Source organism: Nocardioides dilutus (assembly GCF_054779555.1).
This window is the reverse complement of record NZ_BAAGYA010000002.1, coordinates 912,964-931,412: the sequence shown is the minus strand read 5'-3', so window position 1 is coordinate 931,412 and position 18,449 is coordinate 912,964. Positions and strand designations below refer to the sequence as shown.

Genomic DNA, 18,449 nt, shown 5'->3' with positions numbered 1-18,449 from the left:
TCGGTCTCCTCTGCTGTCGGGTCACCCGCCGGGACGGCGGGCTGCTCCGACTGTCCCGGCGGGACGCGACAACCCTGTGTCGGTGTTTGCGACAGGATCTTCTGGGCGCAGCGCGGAGCCCGGAAGTCTGGTCTGGTGGCCGTCGACGACAGGTTCCTGGACGACGCGTTCGGGGTGTGGCGGCGCGGGCGTCACCTGGGCGTGGGTGATGCGGTCCATGCGGAAGACCCGGTCGTCTCCTCGCAGGTGGCACCAGGCCGTCAGGTAGGAGCCGTTGGGTCCGACCACGACGTACTGCGGTTCGATCTGGCGCTCGGTCTCCAGCCCCCCGACATCGGTGTAGAGGATGCGCAGGGTCTGGTTGTCGCGGACGGCGCGCCAGATGATCTCGGCGATCTCCACGTCCGGGTCGGGTGCCGGTTGAACGAGGAGCCTGACCTTGTCCGCGGTCGCACGGGCCTCCACGAGGGCACGCTCGGGCATGGCGGCCACGATCTTCTGCAGCGCGCTGCGTGAGTCGCGGGCGAACAGCACGTGCTCACTGCGGCTCAGCGCGATAGCGACTGCGGCCGCTTCGCGTGGCGTGAAGTTGAGCGGCGGCAGGCTCATCGATCGGTCGAGGGTGTAGCCGCCGGCGCGCCCGGTCCTCGTCGCCAACGGCACCCCGGCCTGCCCCAGCGCGCTCAGGTCACGCTCGATGGTCCGGACGCTCACCTCGAAGTGTTCGGCCAGCCGGCGCGCCGTGCGGCCCCGAGGGCCGGCCGCGCGCAGCTCCTCGACCAGCGCGTACAGGCGGTCGATCCGGTTCATACTCGGAGACTAGAGCCAGGTGGGGACAGGCCCGGCAGCTTTCTCGCCACGGGTGTCCTGATCGGGCCGGTGCCGTTCGTCAGTAGGTCGGAGCGGGAATCGCCCGCGGAACGAAGGAGCGACGGATGAATCAGTACCTGTTGTCGATGTACGACGCGGGAGGACGGGGTGGGGACGCGCCTCCCACGCCCGAGGAGATGCGCGCCTTCATGGGTCGGGTGATCGCGTTGGAGGAGGAGATGGACCGCGCCGGGGCGTTCGCGTTCGGCGGCGCGCTGCACGGTCCCGACGCGGCCACCGTGATCCGCGGTGGGACCGGGCTGGACAAGGTGACCACCGACGGGCCCTTTGTCGAGGCCAAGGAGCAGATTGGTGGGTTCTACATCATCAACGCCGAGGACCTCGACGAGGCGTTGACGTGGGCGGCCAAGGTCGTCGAGGCGACCAACCACGACATCGAGGTCCGGCCGTTCCGGGCGACCGGGCGGCTCGAGGCTGCCCCCGGCCACTGAGGGAGCCCCGGTCGCATGGACGACGTCGAGCGCACCTTCCGGGAGGCGCACGGTCAGGCTGTGGCGACCCTGACCCGGATCTTCGGTGACCTGACACTCGCCGAGGACGCGGTCCAGGACGCCTTCGTGACCGCACTGGCCAGGTGGCCCGACGAGGGTGTCCCGGACAACCCGGCTGGGTGGATCGTGACGACCGCGCGGAACCGGGCTCTCGACGTCGTCCGGCGTGGCCGACGCGGCCGCCAGCTCACCGAACAGGTGGCGACCGATCGGTTCGGCGCCGGAGGCCGCGCTGTTCATGAGGAGGCGATTCAGCTCCCCGACGATCAGCTGCGACTCATCTTCACCTGCTGCCATCCCGCCCTTCGAATCGAACATCAGGTGGCGCTCACTCTGCGGCTTGTCGCGGGGCTCACCCCCGCCGAGGTGGCCTCGGCGTTCCTGGTCAGTGCGGAAGCCATGGCCAAGCGGCTGGTGCGGGCCAAGTACAAGATCAAGGCCGCACACATCGCCTACCGGGTGCCCGACGCCAGCGACCTCCCGCGCCGACTGCGTGCCGTGCTCACCGTGCTCTACCTGATCTACAACGCCGGCGCCGACGACACGAGCCGTCGGGATCTGCGAGCCGAGGCGATCTGGCTGGCCCGCGTGCTCGTGGCGCTGATGCCTGACGAGCCGGAGGCCGCGGGCCTGTTGGCCCTCATGCTGCTCAGCGACTCCCGGATGCCAGCCCGCAGCGACGCAGCCCAGGTCGTGCTGTTGCAGGACCAGGACCGGTCCCTGTGGGACAGCTCCATGATCGCCGAAGGCCAGGAGCTGGTCCTGGCATGCCTGCGACGTCGCAGTCTGGGTCCGTTCCAGCTTCAAGCCGCGATCCAAGCGCTGCACTGCGCCGCCCCCCGCTACGAGGAGACGAACTGGGAGGCCATCGTCCGGTTCTACGACCGCCTGATCGCAGTGATGCCCACCCCGGTGGTCCTGATGAACCGCGCGATCGCGGTCGCGGAGACCGACGGACCAGAAGCGAGTCTGGCGCTGCTCGACCAACTCCAACAGGACCTGGACGACTACCACCTGCTCCATGCCTCCCGCGCAGCCATGCTCGAGCGGCTCGGCCGTCCCGTCGAGGCCGCGGACGCCTACGGCCGCGCCGCGACCCTGGCCCGCACCGAAGCCGACTACTCGTTCCTCACCCAGCGGCACCATGTGGTTTCGAAGGGCAGCGGGGCGTCTGGCGATCAGAGATTCGAGCGGAAGAATGCCTCGGCATCGTCGTCGGCGGGGTAGACCAGCTCGATCCTCAGCTCGTCCAACGTCACATCACGGGCCGCGCCGAACTGGGCAACCACCGTGATCGTCCGGACGAGCTGCTCGCCCACGCGGAAGTGCGGGCAGAGTACGCGTGAGCCGTCCATCGTCGGCCGCTCCGGCACACTGCGGCACGCTTCGGCGGCCAGTGACACCAACGCGGCCAGCTCCTCGTCGTCGGGCCGCCGCGCCGCGTCCGACTGCAGTCGGCGCACTCCTGCCCACGCGATGTCCGACCAGTTCGCGATCAGCGCTCGCCACGGCCCGGCGTAGGTCAGCCGCACCACGTTGCGCTCGGCGTCGTCGGGCAAGAACATCGATGCAGCGTGGTTCGTCCGGACGATGTTCCAATGTCGGTCGATGGCGTACGCCGGATACGGGTCGTGCCGAGACAGCATCTGTTCGACGACCGTGTTGAACGGCGCCAGGTCGTGGGCAGCGAGCGGCGTCTCTGGAAACACGGCGGCCAGGCCTGCGGCGCGGAAGAGCTCGTTGGCCTCTCTCAGCGGGAGCTCCAACGCCTCTGCCAGCCGAGCCACCATCTCGCCGCTCGGTCGGGACCTTCCGGTCTCGAGGAAGGAAACGTGACGGGTGGTCGTGGCCGCGAGGTTCGCGAGTGCGAGCTGGGTGGCTCCGCGCGCGAGACGCCAGCGCCGCAGAGCCGCTCCGAATGGCGTGACCGCGACAGCCGGCGAGCTCATGTGCACCATTCTCGCGGCCCTGGTGAGGTCATGCCATTCCCCGTTGGGGAATCGACTCGACTCCCCGCACGGCAGACGCTGACAGGTATGCGGATCAGCACCAGCACCACTATCGAGCGGCCAGCCGCCGACGTCTGGGACCTTCTCGGCCGGCGATTCGGGGAGGCTTCAACCTGGGCAAGCAGCATCTCAGCCTCCCGAGCGGTCGGCGAACCCACCATCGCCGGCGCACCATGCGACGAGCGCGAGTGTCGTGTTTCCGTACCCGGCGCAGATCGGCTGGTCGAAGAGCTGGTGGCATACGACGACACGGCGATGACCCTCACGTATCGGCTAGCGGAGGGAATGCAGCAGGTCGCGGTCTCGGCGCACAACACCTGGAGCGTTGTCCCGCTTGGGGAGTCAAGGTCGCAGCTCCGGATCGAGGCGGAGGTCGACCTGGCACCGGCCGGGCGCGTCCTGGGGTTCGTGCTTCGGCCCTACCTGTCGGCGCTGGGTCGACGCAATGCTGACGACTTCAAGACCTACGTCGAGACCGGACGGCCCAGCGAGCGGAAGCGGCGACAAGACACGGGGCTGAATCGGCTCACCGTGCTGGTCGCCGGCAATGCCGTCTTCACCACGGTCTCCGGGGCCGCGCTCGTCGTCGGATCCCGGTGGTGGGCCAACCAGTTCGGCGGTGCAGACGCACCCATCGTCGCCGGCCTCGGGACCGCGCTCATGGCGTACGCCGTCGTCCTGGCGTGGATCACGGGGCGGGGGCCTGGCCGGCGGACGGGACAGACCCTGGCGCTGCTCGATGCGTCGTGGGTCCTCGGCAGTGCCGCGGTGCTTGCTGTCGTTGGCAAGGACTTCAGCGGCGCCGGGTTGACCGCCGTGGCCGGCACCGCGGCCGTCGTCACAACGCTGGGTTGGTCGCAGTGGCGGGCCAGCAGCCGGTCAAGCCACGGTCAGGCCGGTGACTTCCATGGCCACGACGCCTTCAGCGCAGCTGGTCAGCCAGCTCGACCAGAGACCGTGGCGCGAGGTCCGGGGGCTTGAAGTAGCCCGGGTAGGGACCACCGGCCCGGTCGATCCAGGCCGTCGCAAGGCCCGCGCGTGCGGCGCCGTCGATGTCCCAGGGGTGAACGGCGACCAGCATGGCATCCATGGGATCCACTCCGCACTGCTCGAGCGCGTAGGCGTACGCGCCCGCGGCGGGTTTCCACGTGCCGGCTTGCTCGACCGAGAGGAGCGCCTCGAAGTTGTCTCGGATGCCGGCACGGTCGAACAGCCCCTCGGCAACCGACGCAGCACCGTTGCTCAGCGTGACCAGCCGGATTCCCAAGGCGCTCAGGGCGCGGATCCCGTCAGGGACATCGGCATGCACCCCGAGGCCGGTGAAACCGGCCATGATGTGCTCCACCGCCTCCTCAGTGCCGCGATTCAGCGAGAGCCCGCGCAGGTTGATCCGGAGAGCCTCGGCCGCGAGGCGTTCGAACGACGCGCTGGCGTTCACGGCGGTCAGGGCGAAGCCATCGCGGAGCAGTCCCGCGAACCAGGTCTTGGCCAGGTGCGCAGGGGCACCGATGTCCTCGAATCGCTGACCAATGGGCGCCATGTCGGAGAGCGTCTCGTTGACGTCGAAGACCAAGACAGTCGGCCGGCGGGGACCGTCGGGACTCACCGGATGATCCGTGCTCGAGACCGACTGATTGGCAGGCTGGGCAGTCATCGTTTCACCGTAGCCACGACGGAAACTCCGACACAGGGCTGTCGCGAACGTCGACAACACTGGACGCACACCCACCTGGTCAGCAACAGTCCCCGTGGCAGGAGAGAACATGAACGACGGCCTGATGTTCACCGGCTTTCCCTCGGCGGGTCTGGCACTTCTCGAACGACTGCCGACGTTCGACAAGGCCGAGTTCGAGCAACACCGTGACGCGTGGGAGAACGAGCTGCGCCTGCCTGCGCACCAGTTGGCCCAGGCCGTGGGCGCCAGGCTCGTTGAGGAGGTCTCAGCCGGCTTCATCTCGCAGTCGCAGCTCCATACCGCCGTCTCCCCCATCAACCGGGACATGCGCTTCGACCAGACCGGACCGCGCTACAAGGACCATCTCCTCCTGCGCTGGTGGGAGGGAGCTGCGAAGAAGGTGGCGCCGACTCTCATGGTGCGACTGGACGCCACATCGGTTGGCTTCGCAACCGGGGTCACCTTTGCGTCAACCGCAGATTGGAGAGCTGCGGTGGGGCAACCGGAAATCTCCCTACGCCTGGTGGCAGCGATCGACGAAGTGAAGCGACGAGCGCCATCGGTCGAGATGGCCGGCCGCGAACTGAAGCGGATACCCCGGCCGTTCCCCGACGACCACCCCGGGCGAGAGCTCCTCCGTCACTCTCGAGCCCTACAACTTCGCTGGACAACGCCGCTCGGCCCGGAGATCCACAGTGCCGCACTTGTCGACCTGGTGATGCGCGAGCTCTCCAAGGCCACACCCGTCCACGCTGAACTTGTCTCCATCGTGGCTCCCTAGCGAGGCTTGAACGCGGTACGTAAGCGCGCTCACAGTTCAACGGGCGGATCGGGTGAAGGATCAGGGGTATGCGCTGGATCACCGCTGCCCTCGTCGTGGCACTGCTCACGCTGGCCGGCTGCGGCACCACGACCGCCGGCGACGCTGGGGCCGCCGGTGACCCCATCGGCACCGGGAAGGTCGCCGACTACGACTTCTCCGGGACGACCCTGTCGGGCAAGGCGTTCACGGGCAGCTCGCTCGAGGGCGAGCCGGCGGTGCTGTGGTTCTGGGCTCCCTGGTGCCCGACCTGCCGAGCCCAGAGCGTGAACGTGTCCGCGCTCGCACAGGAGTACCAGGGGAAGGTGGCTGTGGTCGGCGTGGGTGGCCTGGACTCGGGATCTGCGATCGAAGACCTGGCGGGGAGGATCCCTTCCGTCACCCACCTGGTGGATCCGGAGGGTGAGATCTGGCGGCACTTCGGGGTGACTGCGCAGAGCACCTTCACGGTGATCTCGGCCGACGGCGAGATCATCTCCGAGGGCTACCTGGAAGACGCTCAGCTCAACGCGCTGGTCGAGCAGCTGGCCGGCTGACCGCCATGGATGCCGGATCGATCGGGCTCGCTCTCGGCGCGGGCATGCTGGCGGCCGTGAACCCGTGCGGCTTCGCCCTGCTCCCGGCGTACCTGTCGCTGTTCGTGCTGGACCACCAGGAGCTTCCCCGCCCGGTGGCCGTGGCGCGAGCGGCCCGCGCCACCCTCGCCCTGACGACCGGTTTCGCGGCAGTGTTCTTGGCCTTCGGTCTGGCGGTGGCGCCGGTCGCCGCGTCGGTGCAGGGCTACCTGCCCGCGTTCACGGTGATGTTCGGGGTCGTGCTGGCCGTGGCCGGGCTCTGGGTGGCACTGGGTCGTCGACTGCCCACGATCCCGGCCCGACGTCGCCGGAGCGCCCAGTTGAGGCCGCCCACCGCGAGCTGGGCCTCGATGACCGGCTTCGGAGCCAGCTACGCCATCGCATCCCTGGGATGCACGATCGCCCCGTTCCTCGCCGTCGTGGTGACCTCGTTCAGGTCTGGCTCGACGGCACAGGGCTTGGTCCTGTTCCTCGTCTACGCCGGCGGAATGGGCCTCGTCGTCGGGGTCGCCGCCGTCGCCACCGCGCTGGCCCGCGGCGGGCTGATCACCCGGATGCGTTCCCTGGGAGGATCCCTGCCACGGATCGGCGGCCTGGTCCTGTTGCTGGCCGGTGCGTATGTCGCCTGGTACGGCGTCTGGGAGCTCCGGGTGCTGCACGCGGGCGTAGGCACGGATCCACTGGTCATCGCCGCCGAATCACTCCAGCGGTGGCTTGCCGCCCGCGTTCAAGCAATCGGAGCCGTGGGCTTCGCCATCGTCCTGGGTGCGCTGGCGCTCATCGCCCTTCGGCGTCCACGCCGTCGCGCGTTCTCATCCCCGGAGGCCGAGCGCGTACCGCAAGCTCCCCAACGACTGGAGCAGAGGTCATGAGAATGCAGGCCGTCTTCAACGACACCGTCATCGCGGACAGCGCCGACACCGTGGTCGTCGAGGGGAACCACTACTTCCCGCCCGATTGCCTGCGGCCGGAGAACGTGATGCCCAGCCGCACCCGGACACTCTGCCCGTGGAAGGGGCTGGCCTCCTACTACGACGTCGAGGTCGACGGCGTGGCCAGCCGGAATGCAGCCTGGTACTACCCCCGTCCGTCGTTCCTGGCCCGCCGGATCAAGGGACGCATCGCCTTCTGGAACGGTGTCGAGGTCCGCGCTGTGCAGGACGATCCTTCACGTCCTTCACCTGACCCGCGGCTGTAGCGAGTTTCAGTGCAGCGACGCTGCGGCGCCGAGCACCTGCCCGACCGGCGGGTAGTCGCCGATCCGCTTGCCGATGTGCTGCCAGCGGACCGATCCGGTCTCGTCGAGGATCACGACGCCCGGACTGCGGACGGTGTCGCGGGTGATGGCCTGCGGACGATAGCCGCGGCGCACTGAGCCGACGTACGACGCGGCGCCACGGGGGTTGAGCATCCGCACGCCGAGCGGTGCGGCGGCACCCACGGCCTCGCGGAACTGGTGCTCGGGGTCGAGAAGCAGCGGCATCGAGACGCCCTTCTCGTCCCGCAGCCACTGTGCCTGGTAGTCGGCTGACCCACCGACCGCGGCGGCGCCGACGCCGGAGCCGACAAGGCGTGCCGCCTGCACGTCGAGCTCGACGCACCACTCCTGGCAGGGCAGGCACCCGAAGTACCGCACCAGCTGGACCACGGTGAAGCGGTTCCCGGACAGCAGGTCAGCGAGCCGCACCGGCCGGCCCTCCGGATCAGTCAGGGTCAGGTCGGTGGGCACGAGTGAAGTGGCGGTCATCGGCTTCCTTGGGGCGGCTCAGGCGAACGTGCCGAGCCAGGTGGTCAGGGCATAGAGGGCGGCGTAGGTGAGGACGGCGACCCCGAGACTCATCGTCAGCTTCGGCCACACCCGGCGTGCCCCAGCAACGGTGCACTGGTTGCGCCGCTTGAGCGAGAAGGCAACCAGACCGCCCAGGACGAGCAGACCGGCCAGCCGGAAGAGCCAGGCATACCCGTCGTAGAGGGTGTTGGCCCACGCGTACGCCGTACCGGCACCGACTACACCGACCATGGCTAGCACGGTGGGTCCGACGCAGCACAGGATGCCGGTCAGTCCGGCCAGCATGCCGATCCGCACCGACGGGAGCTGCGACGCCGACTCCGATGAGGGGTCGAGGCCGTCGCGTTCGCCGGCCGGCGAGGAGCTGGTGGAGGTGCGCATGGTGACAGTCTCTGCGGGATCGCGGCGCAGTTCTGTAAGCGCGGACACGGAGAAGGCACGAGGTCGTGGTGCTGGTCTCATGCCACGTCCACGTCCAGCACGGTGGTCGCGACACGGAGCTGTCCGGTCAGGGTGCGGTGCACCGGGCAACGGTCGGCGATCTGGGTCAACCGGGCGCGCTGCTCCTCGTCGAGTGTGCCGACGAGCCGAACCTCCCGGTCGATGTGCTCCATGGCGCAGGGGCGCCCGTTCGGGTCCGAGCAGTCCTCCGAGTGGCTGCGCCGGTGGCTCAGCCGCACGGATACGTGTTCCAGCGGATATCCCTTGCGGTCGGCGTACATCCGGATGGTCATGGCGGTGCAGGCTCCGAGCGCCGAGAGCAGCAGGTCGTAGGGGGTCGGCCCGGTGTCGTCACCCACTCCGACGGGTTCGTCGGCGGCCCAGACGTGCCTGCCGGCCTGGATGCTCTGGGCGAGCCGGCCCCCGCCGGACTCCTCGACCAGGACGGTGCCGCCTGGCGTCGGAGGAGCGGTCGGCGTCGGGAGGTCGGGGAGGTAACGCGCTGACCAGGCGGCGAGTACGTCGGCGGCGTACTCGGCGTCGGCGCGGCGGGTCAGGAGGTGGTCCGCGCCATCGAGGGTGACGAAGCTCTTGGGGTGGCGGGCGGCATCGAAGATGCGGCGGGCGTTGTCGATGCCGACCTGTTCATCGGTGGGCGCGTGCAGCACCAGCAGCGCCCGGTCCAGGTTCTTCAGGATCACGTCCAGATGGTGGGCGTCGGCGTCCTCGAGCAGCTGGGCCCCCACGGTGAAGGTGCGTCCGGCGAGAGCGACCTCGGTGCGGCCGTTCTCGCGGAGACGACGCAGTGCCTCCTCGGGGAACAGGTGCCGGATGTGGCCGGGGTCGAAGGGAGCGCCGATGGTGGCGACCGCGGTCACGCTCGGTATCTGGGCGGCCGCTGCGAGCACCGCCGCGCCACCGAGGCTGTGGCCGATCAGCAACCGCGGAGGTTCATGAGTCGAGCCCAGCGCGTCGGCGGCCGCGACCAGGTCCCCGACGTGCGAGGTGAAGCTGGTGTTGGCGAAGTCGCCGTCGCTGGAGCCCAGGCCGGTGAAGTCGAAGCGGAGGACCCCGAAGCCCTTTTCGACGAGACGTCGGCTGATCCGTGAGGCTGCCACGACATCTTTGGAGCAGGTGAAGCAGTGCGCGAAGAGCGCGTAGGCACGGGGCTGGTCCTCGGGGAGGTCCAGTCGGCCGGCCAGCTGGTCGCCGCAGGAACCGGCGAAGGTGAACCGCTCGGTCCTGCTCACCGCCCCAGGACCCTTTCGAGCTGGCGGACCGACGGAGCGCCCTCGAGGCCTCGTTCCGTGGTGTAGAGCCGACAAGCCACGGTCGTGCCGTCAGCCACGGGGAACGGGTCCGTCCCGTCGACGAGGATCGTCGGCGACCCGTGAAAGCCCTCGATCATGGCGTCGTTGCTGGACAGGACCCGGACCTGGGGGTCCTCGATCACGACGCTGGCGCCGAGGTTCCGGGCTGCATGGGTGACCCGGTCGAGGGCGAGGTCACGGTGGGGACAGTCGTCCAGCACCATGATCGTGATGTCGCGGCTGATCGACATCGCGTCACCGTCCTCGGGAGAACAGCCGGCGCAGGGTGCCGCCGGAGACCTCTTCGCCGGTGGCGGCGGGGTCGGTGTTGGTGACGCGGACGCCGCCCCAGAAGGCGAGATGTTCCTTGATGTCTCGGGCGGCCGGCTTGGGACTCTGGTAGTGCCAGGCCGCGGCGTGGTTGGTCTTGCCGTCGACGGTGATGTCGTAGTAGCCGGCCACGCCCTTCCAGGGGCAGATGGTCTGCAGGCTGTTGGGAGACAGCAGGTCCCAGTCGATCGAATCGGGCGGGAAGTAGTGGTTGCCCTCGACGACCACGGTGTCGTCGCTCTGGGCGATCACCGTGCCGTTCCAGATGGCGTAGGTCATGGTTGGGTTCTCCTTAGTGTCGTTGCGGTCATGTCGGTGCGGTCGCGGTGTGGTTGCTCGTGGTGGCCTTCGCGGAACCGCTGGCGTACGCGGGTCCCCGCGAGCAGACCGAGGCTGGAGACGACGTAGGGGATCAGGTAGTTCGCGGCCACCCGGGCCCCCGTGGTGGCGTCGAGCTGGCCACCGAGAATGCGCCCGCCGAGGTTGACCGCGGTCAGCAACGTGCCCACGACCAGGGCGATCCGGGCGGCGGTGGCGAAGGTGGCGCCGGTCGCGATCAGTCGACCTGCCTGCCACCAGGTGCGCCATGCGAGGTCGGACGCCTCTGGGGCTATGGTGGCTGCCGGCTCATCGGCTCGCCGAAGCCTCACCACCGGCCCGTGGGTGAACAGGACGGGCACCGCCAGGCCGAGCTCGCTGTACAGGCGACTCGGAACCGAGATGTCAGCCAGGTAGAGCTCGCCGGTCTCGGGTGCCGTGAGGAGCCCGTGTTTGGGCAGCGCGAGCGTCATGGTCGCCGTCGCGTGAACCGCACCGGGGTGGGCGAGGCCGGTGTCCAGGTCGAGACCCGAGGATCCGTCGAGGGCCAGCACGGGTACGGCGAGGCTGTTCGCCCAGGCGGCCAGCTCCGCGACCCGGCCCCGGAGCGGGCCGGTGAGCCCGTAGCCGACCAGGGCGTCGACGACCAGGTCACGGGGTCCGGGGTCCTCGGTGCGGGTGACGCCGCAGGCCAGTGCCGCGAGCAGCTGGGCCTCCAGTAGCGAGCCCGGCGCGACGGTCCCTGTCACGACGACCTCGACCCGCAGGCCGTGGTTGGCCAGATGGCGGGCCGCGACAAGGCCCCCGCCGCCGTTGTTGCCGGCCCCGACCAGGACCGTCACCGAGCCGGGCGCGAAGCGTGACTGGGCGAGCTCGGCCAGACTCCGGCCGGCGTTCTCCATCATCTGCGCCAAGCCGACACCGAACCGGCCGATCATCAGCTCATCGACGCGGCGCATCTGCGCAACACCGATCGCGGGCACCCTGTCGGCCGGCAGCCACGAGCAGGCCTCGCTCACGCCGATCCCAGTGGTCATGGTCGAAGACTGCAGGTGAGTCGGCTGGCGAACTGTAAGCGCGCACACCGAACGCCAGACCGGTGCCGACCTAGCGTGGGCGCCATGACGATCTCCGAGACCGGGCAGCAGCCACGCGAACGCGACGAGGTATTCCTCGAGCTCACCAGGTCCATCTGCCCGGTCTGCAAACGCACCGCCGACGCCGAGGTCAACGCCAGGGAGAACCAGGTGTTCCTGCGCAAACGGTGCCCCGAGCATGGCGAGTTCGAGGCTCGGGTCTACGGCGACGCCGAGATGTACGTCGACATCCAACGGTTCAACAAGCCCGGTACCCGACCGCTGCAGACCCAGACCGTGGTCAAGGACGGCTGCCCCTCGGACTGCGGGCTCTGCCCCGAGCACAAGCAGCACGCCTGCCTAGGCATCATCGAGGTCAACACCGGGTGCAACCTGGACTGCCCGATCTGCTTCGCCGACTCCGGTAGCCCGCGCGCCAACGGCCCCGACGGCTACTCGATCACCCTCGAGCAGTGCGCCAGCATGCTGGATGTGTTCGTCGCGGCCGAGGGCGAGCCGGAGGTCGTGATGCTCTCGGGTGGCGAGCCCACCATCCACCCCGACATCCTGGCGATGATCGACCTGGCCCAGCAGCGACCGATCAACGCCGTCAACCTGAACACCAACGGCATCCGGCTGGCCTCCGACAAGCGGTTCGTGGCCGAGCTGGGCCGCCGCAACCGGCCTGGCCGGCGGGTCAACGTCTACCTGCAGTTCGACGGCCTGGAGGCCGAGACGCATGTGGCCGTCCGCGGCCGCGACCTGCGCGAGACCAAGCAGAGGGCGCTGGACAACTGTGCGGAGGCCGGCCTGACGGTCACCCTGGTGGCGGCTATCGAGAAGGATCTCAACGAGCACGAGATCGGCCCGATCGTCCGATACGGCTTGGCCCATCCCGCGGTGCGCTCGATCGCGTTCCAGCCGGTCACCCACTCGGGACGCCACGTCGCGTTCGACCCGCTGACTCGGTTGACCAACTCCGACGTGCTGCACGCCATCGCCGACCAGCTCCCCCAGTGGTTCACGACCAAGGACTTCTTCCCAGTGCCGTGCTGTGCCCCGACCTGCCGGTCCATCAGCTACCTGCTGACCCAGGGCCATCCCGACGACCCGGACTTCGGGCTGGTGCCGATCCCGCGATTGCTCCAGGTCGAGGACTACCTCGACTACGTCAGCAACCGGGTGATCCCCGACTACGAGATCCGCGAGGCGCTGGAGAAGCTGTGGAGCGCCTCGGCGTTCGTCGGCACCGAGACCAACGACAGTCGTCTCACCATGCTCTCGACTCAGGTCGCCGAGGCGCTCGACTGCGCCGACGCGTGTGGCGTCAACCTTCCTGAGGCGCTGGCCGGGATCACCGACAATGCGTTCATGATCGTGGTCCAGGACTTCCTCGACCCCTACACCCTCAACGTGCGCCAGCTGATGAAGTGCTGCGTGGAGGAGATCACCCCCGACGGCCGGCTGATCCCGTTCTGCGCCTACAACTCCGTCGGCTACCGCGAGCAGGTCCGCGCCGAGCAGTCAGGGGTACCGGTCGCCGACATGGTGCCCAACGCACTCCCGCTCCAGCCCCAGCTGACGACGACCCCCCACGGCGGCAAGCAGGCTCCCCGATGAGTGCCGGCCTGGACGACCAGACTCTCAAGGCGTGCTGCGCCGCCGGCTACTCCTCCGACCTGGTCTCCCTGCTGCTCGGCGACAGCTACCACCCGGGCGGCCTCACCCTGACCCGGCAGCTGTTCGACCACGTCGGGCTGAGCGCCGGGCAGCGCCTGGTCGACGTGGCTTCGGGAAGAGGCACCAGCGCGCTGCTCGCGGCCCGTGAGTACGGCGCCCGGGTCGACGGCATCGACCTCTCCGCGGCCAACGTCGCCCTCGCCACCGGATCCGCGGCATCCGCCGGCCTCACCGACCGTGCCGACTTCCGCGTCGGCGACGCCGAGAACGTCCCGCTCACCGACGGGTGCGCGGACGTGGTGCTCTGTGAGTGCGCGTTGTGCACCTTCCCGGACAAGCCGACCGCGATCGAGGAGATGGCCCGCCTCCTGATCCCCGGAGGCAGGATCGGCATCACCGATGTCGCTGCAGACCGCGAGCGGCTACCCGTAGAGCTGACCGGCCTCACCGCCTGGATCGCCTGCGTCGCCGACGCCCGCCCGTTGACCGAGTACGCGGACCTGGCCGCCGCCGCGGGCCTGCGGGTGCTGACGACGGAACCTCACACCGACGCACTGAGCCGGATGATCGACCAGATCGAGGCCAGGCTCAAGCTGCTCCGGATGACCGCCAAGCCACGCCTGGAGGCGCTCGGCGTGGACTTCGCAAAGGCCGGCCCGGTGCTCGGTGCCGCTCGCGCCGCCGTACGCGACGGTGCGCTCGACTACGTGCTGCTCGTCGCGGAGAAGCCATGCGAGTGAGCCGCCTCTTCCCCGGAACAGGCCTCCTCGTCGCGGCGGGCACCGCCGGCTACGTCGGCCTGGTGACCGGTCGCCTCAGCCTCGACCTCGGGGTGGGGCGCCGAACCCGCCCCCTCGGCCCGCTGGTGGTCGACATCGCCGCACCCCGCGAGGTCGTCTACGCCGCCGCCACCGCGCCGTACGCCGAGCGACGGCCACGCGCCATGGCCGAGAAGGTGCAGATCCTCGAGCGCGGCGACGGGATGGTGCTCGCAGCCCACCGCACCCCCGTCGGCGGCGGGCTGGTCGCGGTGACCGTCGAGACGGTCATGTTTACCCCGCCCGAACGCATCGGCTTCCGCCTGGTGCGCGGCCCGGTGCCGTACGTCGCGGAGACTTTCGAGCTCGAGGAGACCCCGGGCGGGACCCGGCTGACCTACACCGGTGAGCTCGGCACCGACCTCGGCGCGCTCGGCCAGCGTTGGGGCGATGTCGTCGCACGCAGCTGGGTCGCCACGGTGCGCCAGTCCCTGGAGACCATCCGTGCCGAGAGCGAACGCCGATCCGCGGGCAAGCCGTCGCCGCGCCGATGAGCTGCCCCTCGTGCTGAGGCGCGGGCGCCGCGACGGTGCCGGTTCAAGCCGCGCGGCCACCAACGACCTGCTGCACGACCTCGCAGCCGGACGTTGGCGCCCCGCCGCGTGGGCACAGTTCCTCGTCGCGGCGGCTGGACGCTCGGTCGAGCAGGCCCGCCTGCATCCACGCGCCTTGGTCGAGGTGAGCGCGCTACACGGCCTGCTCCTGGCGGTGGCGCCGCCGTCGGGTCGGCGCTGGGTCTCGACCAGCTGGCTACTGGCGAGCACGCACCTTGGCCTGCTCGAAGCTCGCTCCCACCTCGGCCCCGCCGACCTCCTGACTCTGGTCCGCGGCAACCTCCCCGCCGTCGTCAGTGCCCGGCACCCGTGGCTGGCAAGCCTCGCCATGGCCACGGACTTCGTGGACGGGAGGCTCGCCAGAAGCACCGACACGATCACGCCGTTCGGCGCCTACGCGGACGCGTTCGCCGACGCGTCCTTCTGGATCTGGTTCACCACCGACCGTGCGGACGACCGCGGCATAAGGGTCGCAGGTGTCCTGACCTGGCTGCTGCCGGTCGGCGCGGTGACAGCGCCCAGCGTCGGGAGGGGCCGGATGGTCGACGCTCCTCGTCCTCGCTGGGTCCGACCCGCTGCCACCCTTCAGGTGCTCCTCGCCGGCCGCGCGCTATGGCGAGCCCAGCGTCGACGCACCTGACGGCGCCGCCTCAACCATCGCGTGTCGGCACGCATGGCGGCGCTGAGCACGTTTCCACCGAACGCGGCTCACGCGTCGTCGGAGATACCCCTCGCTGTGTAAGCGCGCTCACCGACCGGGACACGGCATCACGGAAGCATCAGCGTGTCAGCCACGAGATCGATCAACGGATCCGACCTCGTCCAGTACGAACAAGGAGATCCTCATGACCCGCACGACCACGCCCAGCAGTGTCGGGCACCGCAGTCTTGGTCGGGCTGTCCTCATCGGAGCCGTCGCTGGGGTGATCGCCTCGCTGGTGATGGCGATGTACGCGATGATCGCCGCCTACACCAAGGACACGGGCTTCTTCACCCCGCTGTATCACATCGCCTCCCTGGTCACGAACGACTCGAACATGATGAAGTCGATGAAGGCCGACCAGATGAACGGCGATGCCTTCACCTTCCTGTTCGGTCCCGCCATCCTCGGCGCGATGATCCACATGATGACCGGCGCGATGTACGGCGCCGTGTTCGGCGTGATCGCCTCCCGGCTGCGCCTCGCGCTGGCCGCCCTCGCCGGCGTCGGGATGGTCTATGGCTTCCTCGTCTTCGCGATGAGCGCCTACATCGGGCTGCCGCTGGCAGCGTCGATCTTCAACAGCGGCGACCCCATCAAGAACATGGCCGAGATGGCCGGCTGGGGCACCTTCATCATCGAACACCTGATGTACGGCGTCGCCCTGGGCGCACTCGCCGCCGTCGGACTCGCCCGGTCCACGGCCCGCCTGCCTGCTCGGGCGGTCGCAGCTCAGCACTGAGCCCACTACCGGGCCCACCGCCGAGCGAGGTCGGGTGGCCAGTCCCCAGCCACCCGACCCGCCGATATGAGCCCGTCTATCGAGAAGGCTGAGACGATGGGAACCGAACCACACAGCTGCCTGACCATCACCGACCCCGAGGATCTCGCCGGAGGCGCCCGCCCCTGGTCCCCGGGACGCAGAGAGGAAGACGTGGATATCGAGCGCGCCCGATCTGCCCCGGACAAGCTGTGGTGCATGTCCGAGGTCGACATCTTCTGCGACCTCGACGACGCCGAGATGGACGCGATGGCGCAGGCAGCGCCGATGAAGGCCTACGCCTCCGGGGACCTCGTCTACACGCCACACCAGCCGCTGGAGACCCTCTTCATCCTCAAGAAGGGCCGGATCCGGATCTTCCGGGTCTCCCCGGACGGGCGCGCACTGACCACCGCGATCATCGAGCCCGGCACGATCTTCGGCGAGATGGTCATCCTCGGCCAACAGATGCACGACAGCTTCGCCGAGGCCCTCGACGACGTCGTCGTATGCGTGATGACCAAGGGCGACGTACGCCGGCTCCTCCTCGGGGACCCGCGGATCTCGGCAAGGATCTCCGAGACCCTGGGCCGGCGCATCGGCGAGCTCGAGCAGAAGTTCTCCGACGCCGTCTTCAAGTCCGTACCCGAGCGGATCGCGGGAGCCCTCGTCACCCTCGCAGCCGCGTCGTCCGGGAGGCCCATCGGTCGCGGTGTCCAGGTCAAGCTCACCCACGAACAGCTCGCCGCCCTGGCCGCCACCTCGCGCGAAACCACCACCAAGATCCTCGGCGAGCTCGCCGACCGAGGGCTCATCACCCTGGGCCGCGGCCGGATCACCGTGCTCGACCAGGAGCGCCTGCGGCAGCTCGCCGGCTGAAGCAGAGCACTGGTGAGGTACAGAGAGGGGTTCCGGGCGCCACCCCTGTGGCTCATTGCGAGCGTGCCATCTGTCGACGACCGCAGGTCACGACCCGGGGTCAGAAGGCTCCCAGGTTGAGCCGACGGGCTTCTTCGGCGGCGCGTGCGGAGGCCCCGGCGCGGGTGTAACGGATGAGCATGTCGGTGCGGGTCCAGCCGGCCATCGCCATCAGGCCGGACTCGGACCCGCCGGCGGCGAGCCAGCGGTGGGCGGCGGTGTGCCGGAGCCGGTGCGGTCGGAACCCGGTGATTCCGGCGCGTTCGGCGCGTCGGCGCAGGGAGCGGTAGAGGGCGTCGGCGGCGAGGCCGCAGCGGCGTTCGCCGAGCCAGAGCTCCTCCCGGTCGGCATGGGGCTGTTCCTGCCGGGCGGCAAGGTAAGTGCGGATCGCGACGGTGGTGGCGGAGCCGACGGGGATGACGCGGCCGCGTCCGCCCTTGCCGCGCCGGATGGTGACCAGCCCGGCCTCTAGGTCGAGGTCGCCGGCGTTGAGCGCGATGACTTCGCTGAGCCGGATCCCGGTCTCGGCCATCAGCCGGATGATGGCCTCGTCCCGGACGTGCCGCAGCGGTAGCGGTTCTCCGTGGTCGGCATCCACATCCAGTCGGCAGGTCTGCAGCAGCGCGCGGACCTCGGCGACGGTGAGTGGGTCGACGACGGGCTGGTCCAGTTTGGGCGATGTCATGCCCCGGAACGGCGCGGAGTCAAGGTGCCCGACAGTGAGGAGCCAGGCGGCGTAGCGGCGGACGGCTTGCTGCCGGATCCGCGCGGTGCTGGGCGACCGGCCAGTGTGGAGCATGTCGGTGATCCAGGTCTGCAGGCTGGTGCGCCGCAGCGGCGGCAGGTCACGGGTCTCGGCCCAGGCCAGGTAGCGGCCGACGGCGTCGAGGTAGAGGGCGACGGTGGCTGGGCTCTTGCGTTCGGAGGTCAGGGCGAGGCGCCACTCCCCGATCAGGGCGCGGGCGGCGGGTGCGGTGAGGTTGGTCATGGAGACAACCGACCAGCGCGCGGCCAGCGGCACGCGCTCAGCCGCGAGAACCGGCTGCGGCCCCGCCCGGCTCCGAGCCTGGTCCGGATAACTCAGCCGTAAGTGGACACTGGATCAAATCTCTAAATGCTTTCAGGCTCGGAATCCGAAGATTCCGAGCCTGAATTTGGTAGCGGGGGCAGGATTTGAACCTGCGACCTCTGGGTTATGAGTGCCGTAACAGCCTCACACAATGGCTCACACTCACCTCGACTCCGCCGCACTGTGAGGGTAAAGTCCCAGGTCAGACCCACATTCAGTTTCCGT

23 protein-coding genes are annotated in these 18,449 nt (G+C 69.4%); 13 read left to right on the top strand and 10 right to left on the bottom strand.

What is annotated here, in order from left to right; all coding sequences use genetic code 11:
* Positions 1-21: 21 nt before the first annotated feature.
* Positions 22-810 carry a helix-turn-helix transcriptional regulator gene (locus ACYVC6_RS14125; protein ID WP_460715013.1) on the bottom strand — a complete coding sequence of 263 codons (789 nt, stop codon included), beginning with the start codon at positions 808-810 and terminating at the stop codon, positions 22-24.
* A gap of 125 nt (positions 811-935) precedes the next feature.
* Here ACYVC6_RS14125 and ACYVC6_RS14120 point away from each other — a divergent pair, with 125 nt between their 5' ends.
* Together ACYVC6_RS14120 and ACYVC6_RS14115 are read left to right on the top strand one after the other, a co-directional pair.
* Entirely contained in the window at positions 936-1,322 is a 387-nt protein-coding gene (locus ACYVC6_RS14120; protein ID WP_460715012.1) for a YciI family protein, read from the top strand.
* A 15-nt stretch (positions 1,323-1,337) separates the two neighbouring features.
* Complete coding sequence (locus tag ACYVC6_RS14115; protein WP_460715011.1) at positions 1,338-2,609, top strand: RNA polymerase sigma factor; 1,272 nt, start codon at positions 1,338-1,340, stop codon at positions 2,607-2,609.
* On the opposite strand, the gene ACYVC6_RS14110 is transcribed toward ACYVC6_RS14115, so the two are convergent.
* A complete protein-coding gene (locus ACYVC6_RS14110) occupies positions 2,561-3,331 on the bottom strand; it encodes a helix-turn-helix domain-containing protein (RefSeq protein WP_460715010.1) in 771 nt (256 codons plus the stop codon). The genes ACYVC6_RS14115 and ACYVC6_RS14110 overlap by 49 nt on opposite strands.
* Before the next feature lie 30 nt (positions 3,332-3,361).
* Here ACYVC6_RS14110 and ACYVC6_RS14105 point away from each other — a divergent pair, with 30 nt between their 5' ends.
* Positions 3,362-4,372 (top strand): SRPBCC family protein, encoded by a 1,011-nt coding sequence (locus tag ACYVC6_RS14105; protein WP_460715342.1) that lies wholly within the window; start codon positions 3,362-3,364, stop codon positions 4,370-4,372.
* On the opposite strand, the gene ACYVC6_RS14100 is transcribed toward ACYVC6_RS14105, so the two are convergent.
* Positions 4,314-5,045 carry a haloacid dehalogenase type II gene (locus ACYVC6_RS14100; RefSeq protein ID WP_460715009.1) on the bottom strand — a complete coding sequence of 244 codons (732 nt, stop codon included), beginning with the start codon at positions 5,043-5,045 and terminating at the stop codon, positions 4,314-4,316. The genes ACYVC6_RS14105 and ACYVC6_RS14100 overlap by 59 nt on opposite strands.
* 109 nt (positions 5,046-5,154) lie before the next feature.
* Here ACYVC6_RS14100 and ACYVC6_RS14095 point away from each other — a divergent pair, with 109 nt between their 5' ends.
* The 4 genes from ACYVC6_RS14095 (at position 5,155) to ACYVC6_RS14080 (ending at position 7,659) form a co-directional block, all read left to right on the top strand.
* Positions 5,155-5,847, top strand: a complete 693-nt coding sequence (locus tag ACYVC6_RS14095) for a DUF2461 family protein (protein WP_460715008.1) — start codon at positions 5,155-5,157, stop codon at positions 5,845-5,847.
* A gap of 68 nt (positions 5,848-5,915) precedes the next feature.
* Positions 5,916-6,422, top strand: coding sequence for a redoxin family protein (locus ACYVC6_RS14090; protein WP_460715007.1), 507 nt, complete (start codon positions 5,916-5,918; stop codon positions 6,420-6,422).
* Between the two features lie 5 nt (positions 6,423-6,427).
* A complete protein-coding gene (locus ACYVC6_RS14085; RefSeq protein ID WP_460715006.1) occupies positions 6,428-7,333 on the top strand; it encodes a cytochrome c biogenesis CcdA family protein in 906 nt (301 codons plus the stop codon).
* Positions 7,330-7,659 (top strand): DUF427 domain-containing protein, encoded by a 330-nt coding sequence (locus ACYVC6_RS14080; protein WP_460715005.1) that lies wholly within the window; start codon positions 7,330-7,332, stop codon positions 7,657-7,659. Before ACYVC6_RS14085 ends, ACYVC6_RS14080 begins: the two co-directional genes overlap by 4 nt.
* A gap of 6 nt (positions 7,660-7,665) precedes the next feature.
* Here the strand turns inward: ACYVC6_RS14080 and ACYVC6_RS14075 are convergent, their stop codons facing one another.
* The 6 genes from ACYVC6_RS14075 to ACYVC6_RS14050 form a co-directional block, all read right to left on the bottom strand.
* Positions 7,666-8,208 (bottom strand): redoxin domain-containing protein, encoded by a 543-nt coding sequence (locus ACYVC6_RS14075; RefSeq protein WP_460715004.1) that lies wholly within the window; start codon positions 8,206-8,208, stop codon positions 7,666-7,668.
* A gap of 18 nt (positions 8,209-8,226) precedes the next feature.
* On the bottom strand, positions 8,227-8,631 hold the full coding sequence (locus tag ACYVC6_RS14070) for a hypothetical protein (RefSeq protein ID WP_460715003.1): 405 nt from the start codon (positions 8,629-8,631) through the stop codon (positions 8,227-8,229).
* Positions 8,632-8,708: 77 nt separating this feature from the next.
* Entirely contained in the window at positions 8,709-9,941 is a 1,233-nt protein-coding gene (locus tag ACYVC6_RS14065; RefSeq protein WP_460715002.1) for a bifunctional alpha/beta hydrolase/OsmC family protein, read from the bottom strand.
* Positions 9,938-10,252: a hypothetical protein gene (locus ACYVC6_RS14060; protein WP_460715001.1), complete on the bottom strand. Its 315-nt coding sequence runs from the start codon at positions 10,250-10,252 to the stop codon at positions 9,938-9,940. The genes ACYVC6_RS14065 and ACYVC6_RS14060 overlap by 4 nt, the downstream gene beginning before the upstream one ends.
* 4 nt (positions 10,253-10,256) lie before the next feature.
* Positions 10,257-10,610: a DUF427 domain-containing protein gene (locus ACYVC6_RS14055; RefSeq protein ID WP_460715000.1), complete on the bottom strand. Its 354-nt coding sequence runs from the start codon at positions 10,608-10,610 to the stop codon at positions 10,257-10,259.
* Positions 10,607-11,686: an NAD(P)H-hydrate epimerase gene (locus tag ACYVC6_RS14050; protein WP_460714999.1), complete on the bottom strand. Its 1,080-nt coding sequence runs from the start codon at positions 11,684-11,686 to the stop codon at positions 10,607-10,609. Before ACYVC6_RS14050 ends, ACYVC6_RS14055 begins: the two co-directional genes overlap by 4 nt.
* Before the next feature lie 84 nt (positions 11,687-11,770).
* Here ACYVC6_RS14050 and ACYVC6_RS14045 point away from each other — a divergent pair, with 84 nt between their 5' ends.
* From ACYVC6_RS14045 to ACYVC6_RS14020, 6 genes are all read left to right on the top strand, one after another.
* A complete protein-coding gene (locus ACYVC6_RS14045) occupies positions 11,771-13,345 on the top strand; it encodes a radical SAM protein (protein WP_460714998.1) in 1,575 nt (524 codons plus the stop codon).
* Complete coding sequence (locus ACYVC6_RS14040) at positions 13,342-14,145, top strand: methyltransferase domain-containing protein (protein WP_460714997.1); 804 nt, start codon at positions 13,342-13,344, stop codon at positions 14,143-14,145. The genes ACYVC6_RS14045 and ACYVC6_RS14040 overlap by 4 nt, the downstream gene beginning before the upstream one ends.
* Complete coding sequence (locus tag ACYVC6_RS14035) at positions 14,142-14,717, top strand: SRPBCC family protein (protein ID WP_460714996.1); 576 nt, start codon at positions 14,142-14,144, stop codon at positions 14,715-14,717. The genes ACYVC6_RS14040 and ACYVC6_RS14035 overlap by 4 nt, the downstream gene beginning before the upstream one ends.
* 10 nt (positions 14,718-14,727) lie before the next feature.
* Positions 14,728-15,417, top strand: a complete 690-nt coding sequence (locus ACYVC6_RS14030) for a CDP-alcohol phosphatidyltransferase family protein (RefSeq protein WP_460714995.1) — start codon at positions 14,728-14,730, stop codon at positions 15,415-15,417.
* Between the two features lie 205 nt (positions 15,418-15,622).
* Entirely contained in the window at positions 15,623-16,219 is a 597-nt protein-coding gene (locus ACYVC6_RS14025; protein WP_460714994.1) for a hypothetical protein, read from the top strand.
* A gap of 237 nt (positions 16,220-16,456) precedes the next feature.
* Positions 16,457-17,116: a Crp/Fnr family transcriptional regulator gene (locus ACYVC6_RS14020; RefSeq protein ID WP_460714993.1), complete on the top strand. Its 660-nt coding sequence runs from the start codon at positions 16,457-16,459 to the stop codon at positions 17,114-17,116.
* A 100-nt stretch (positions 17,117-17,216) separates the two neighbouring features.
* Here the strand turns inward: ACYVC6_RS14020 and ACYVC6_RS14015 are convergent, their stop codons facing one another.
* On the bottom strand, positions 17,217-18,143 hold the full coding sequence (locus ACYVC6_RS14015) for a tyrosine-type recombinase/integrase (protein ID WP_460714992.1): 927 nt from the start codon (positions 18,141-18,143) through the stop codon (positions 17,217-17,219).
* Between the last annotated feature and the right edge of the window lie 306 nt (positions 18,144-18,449).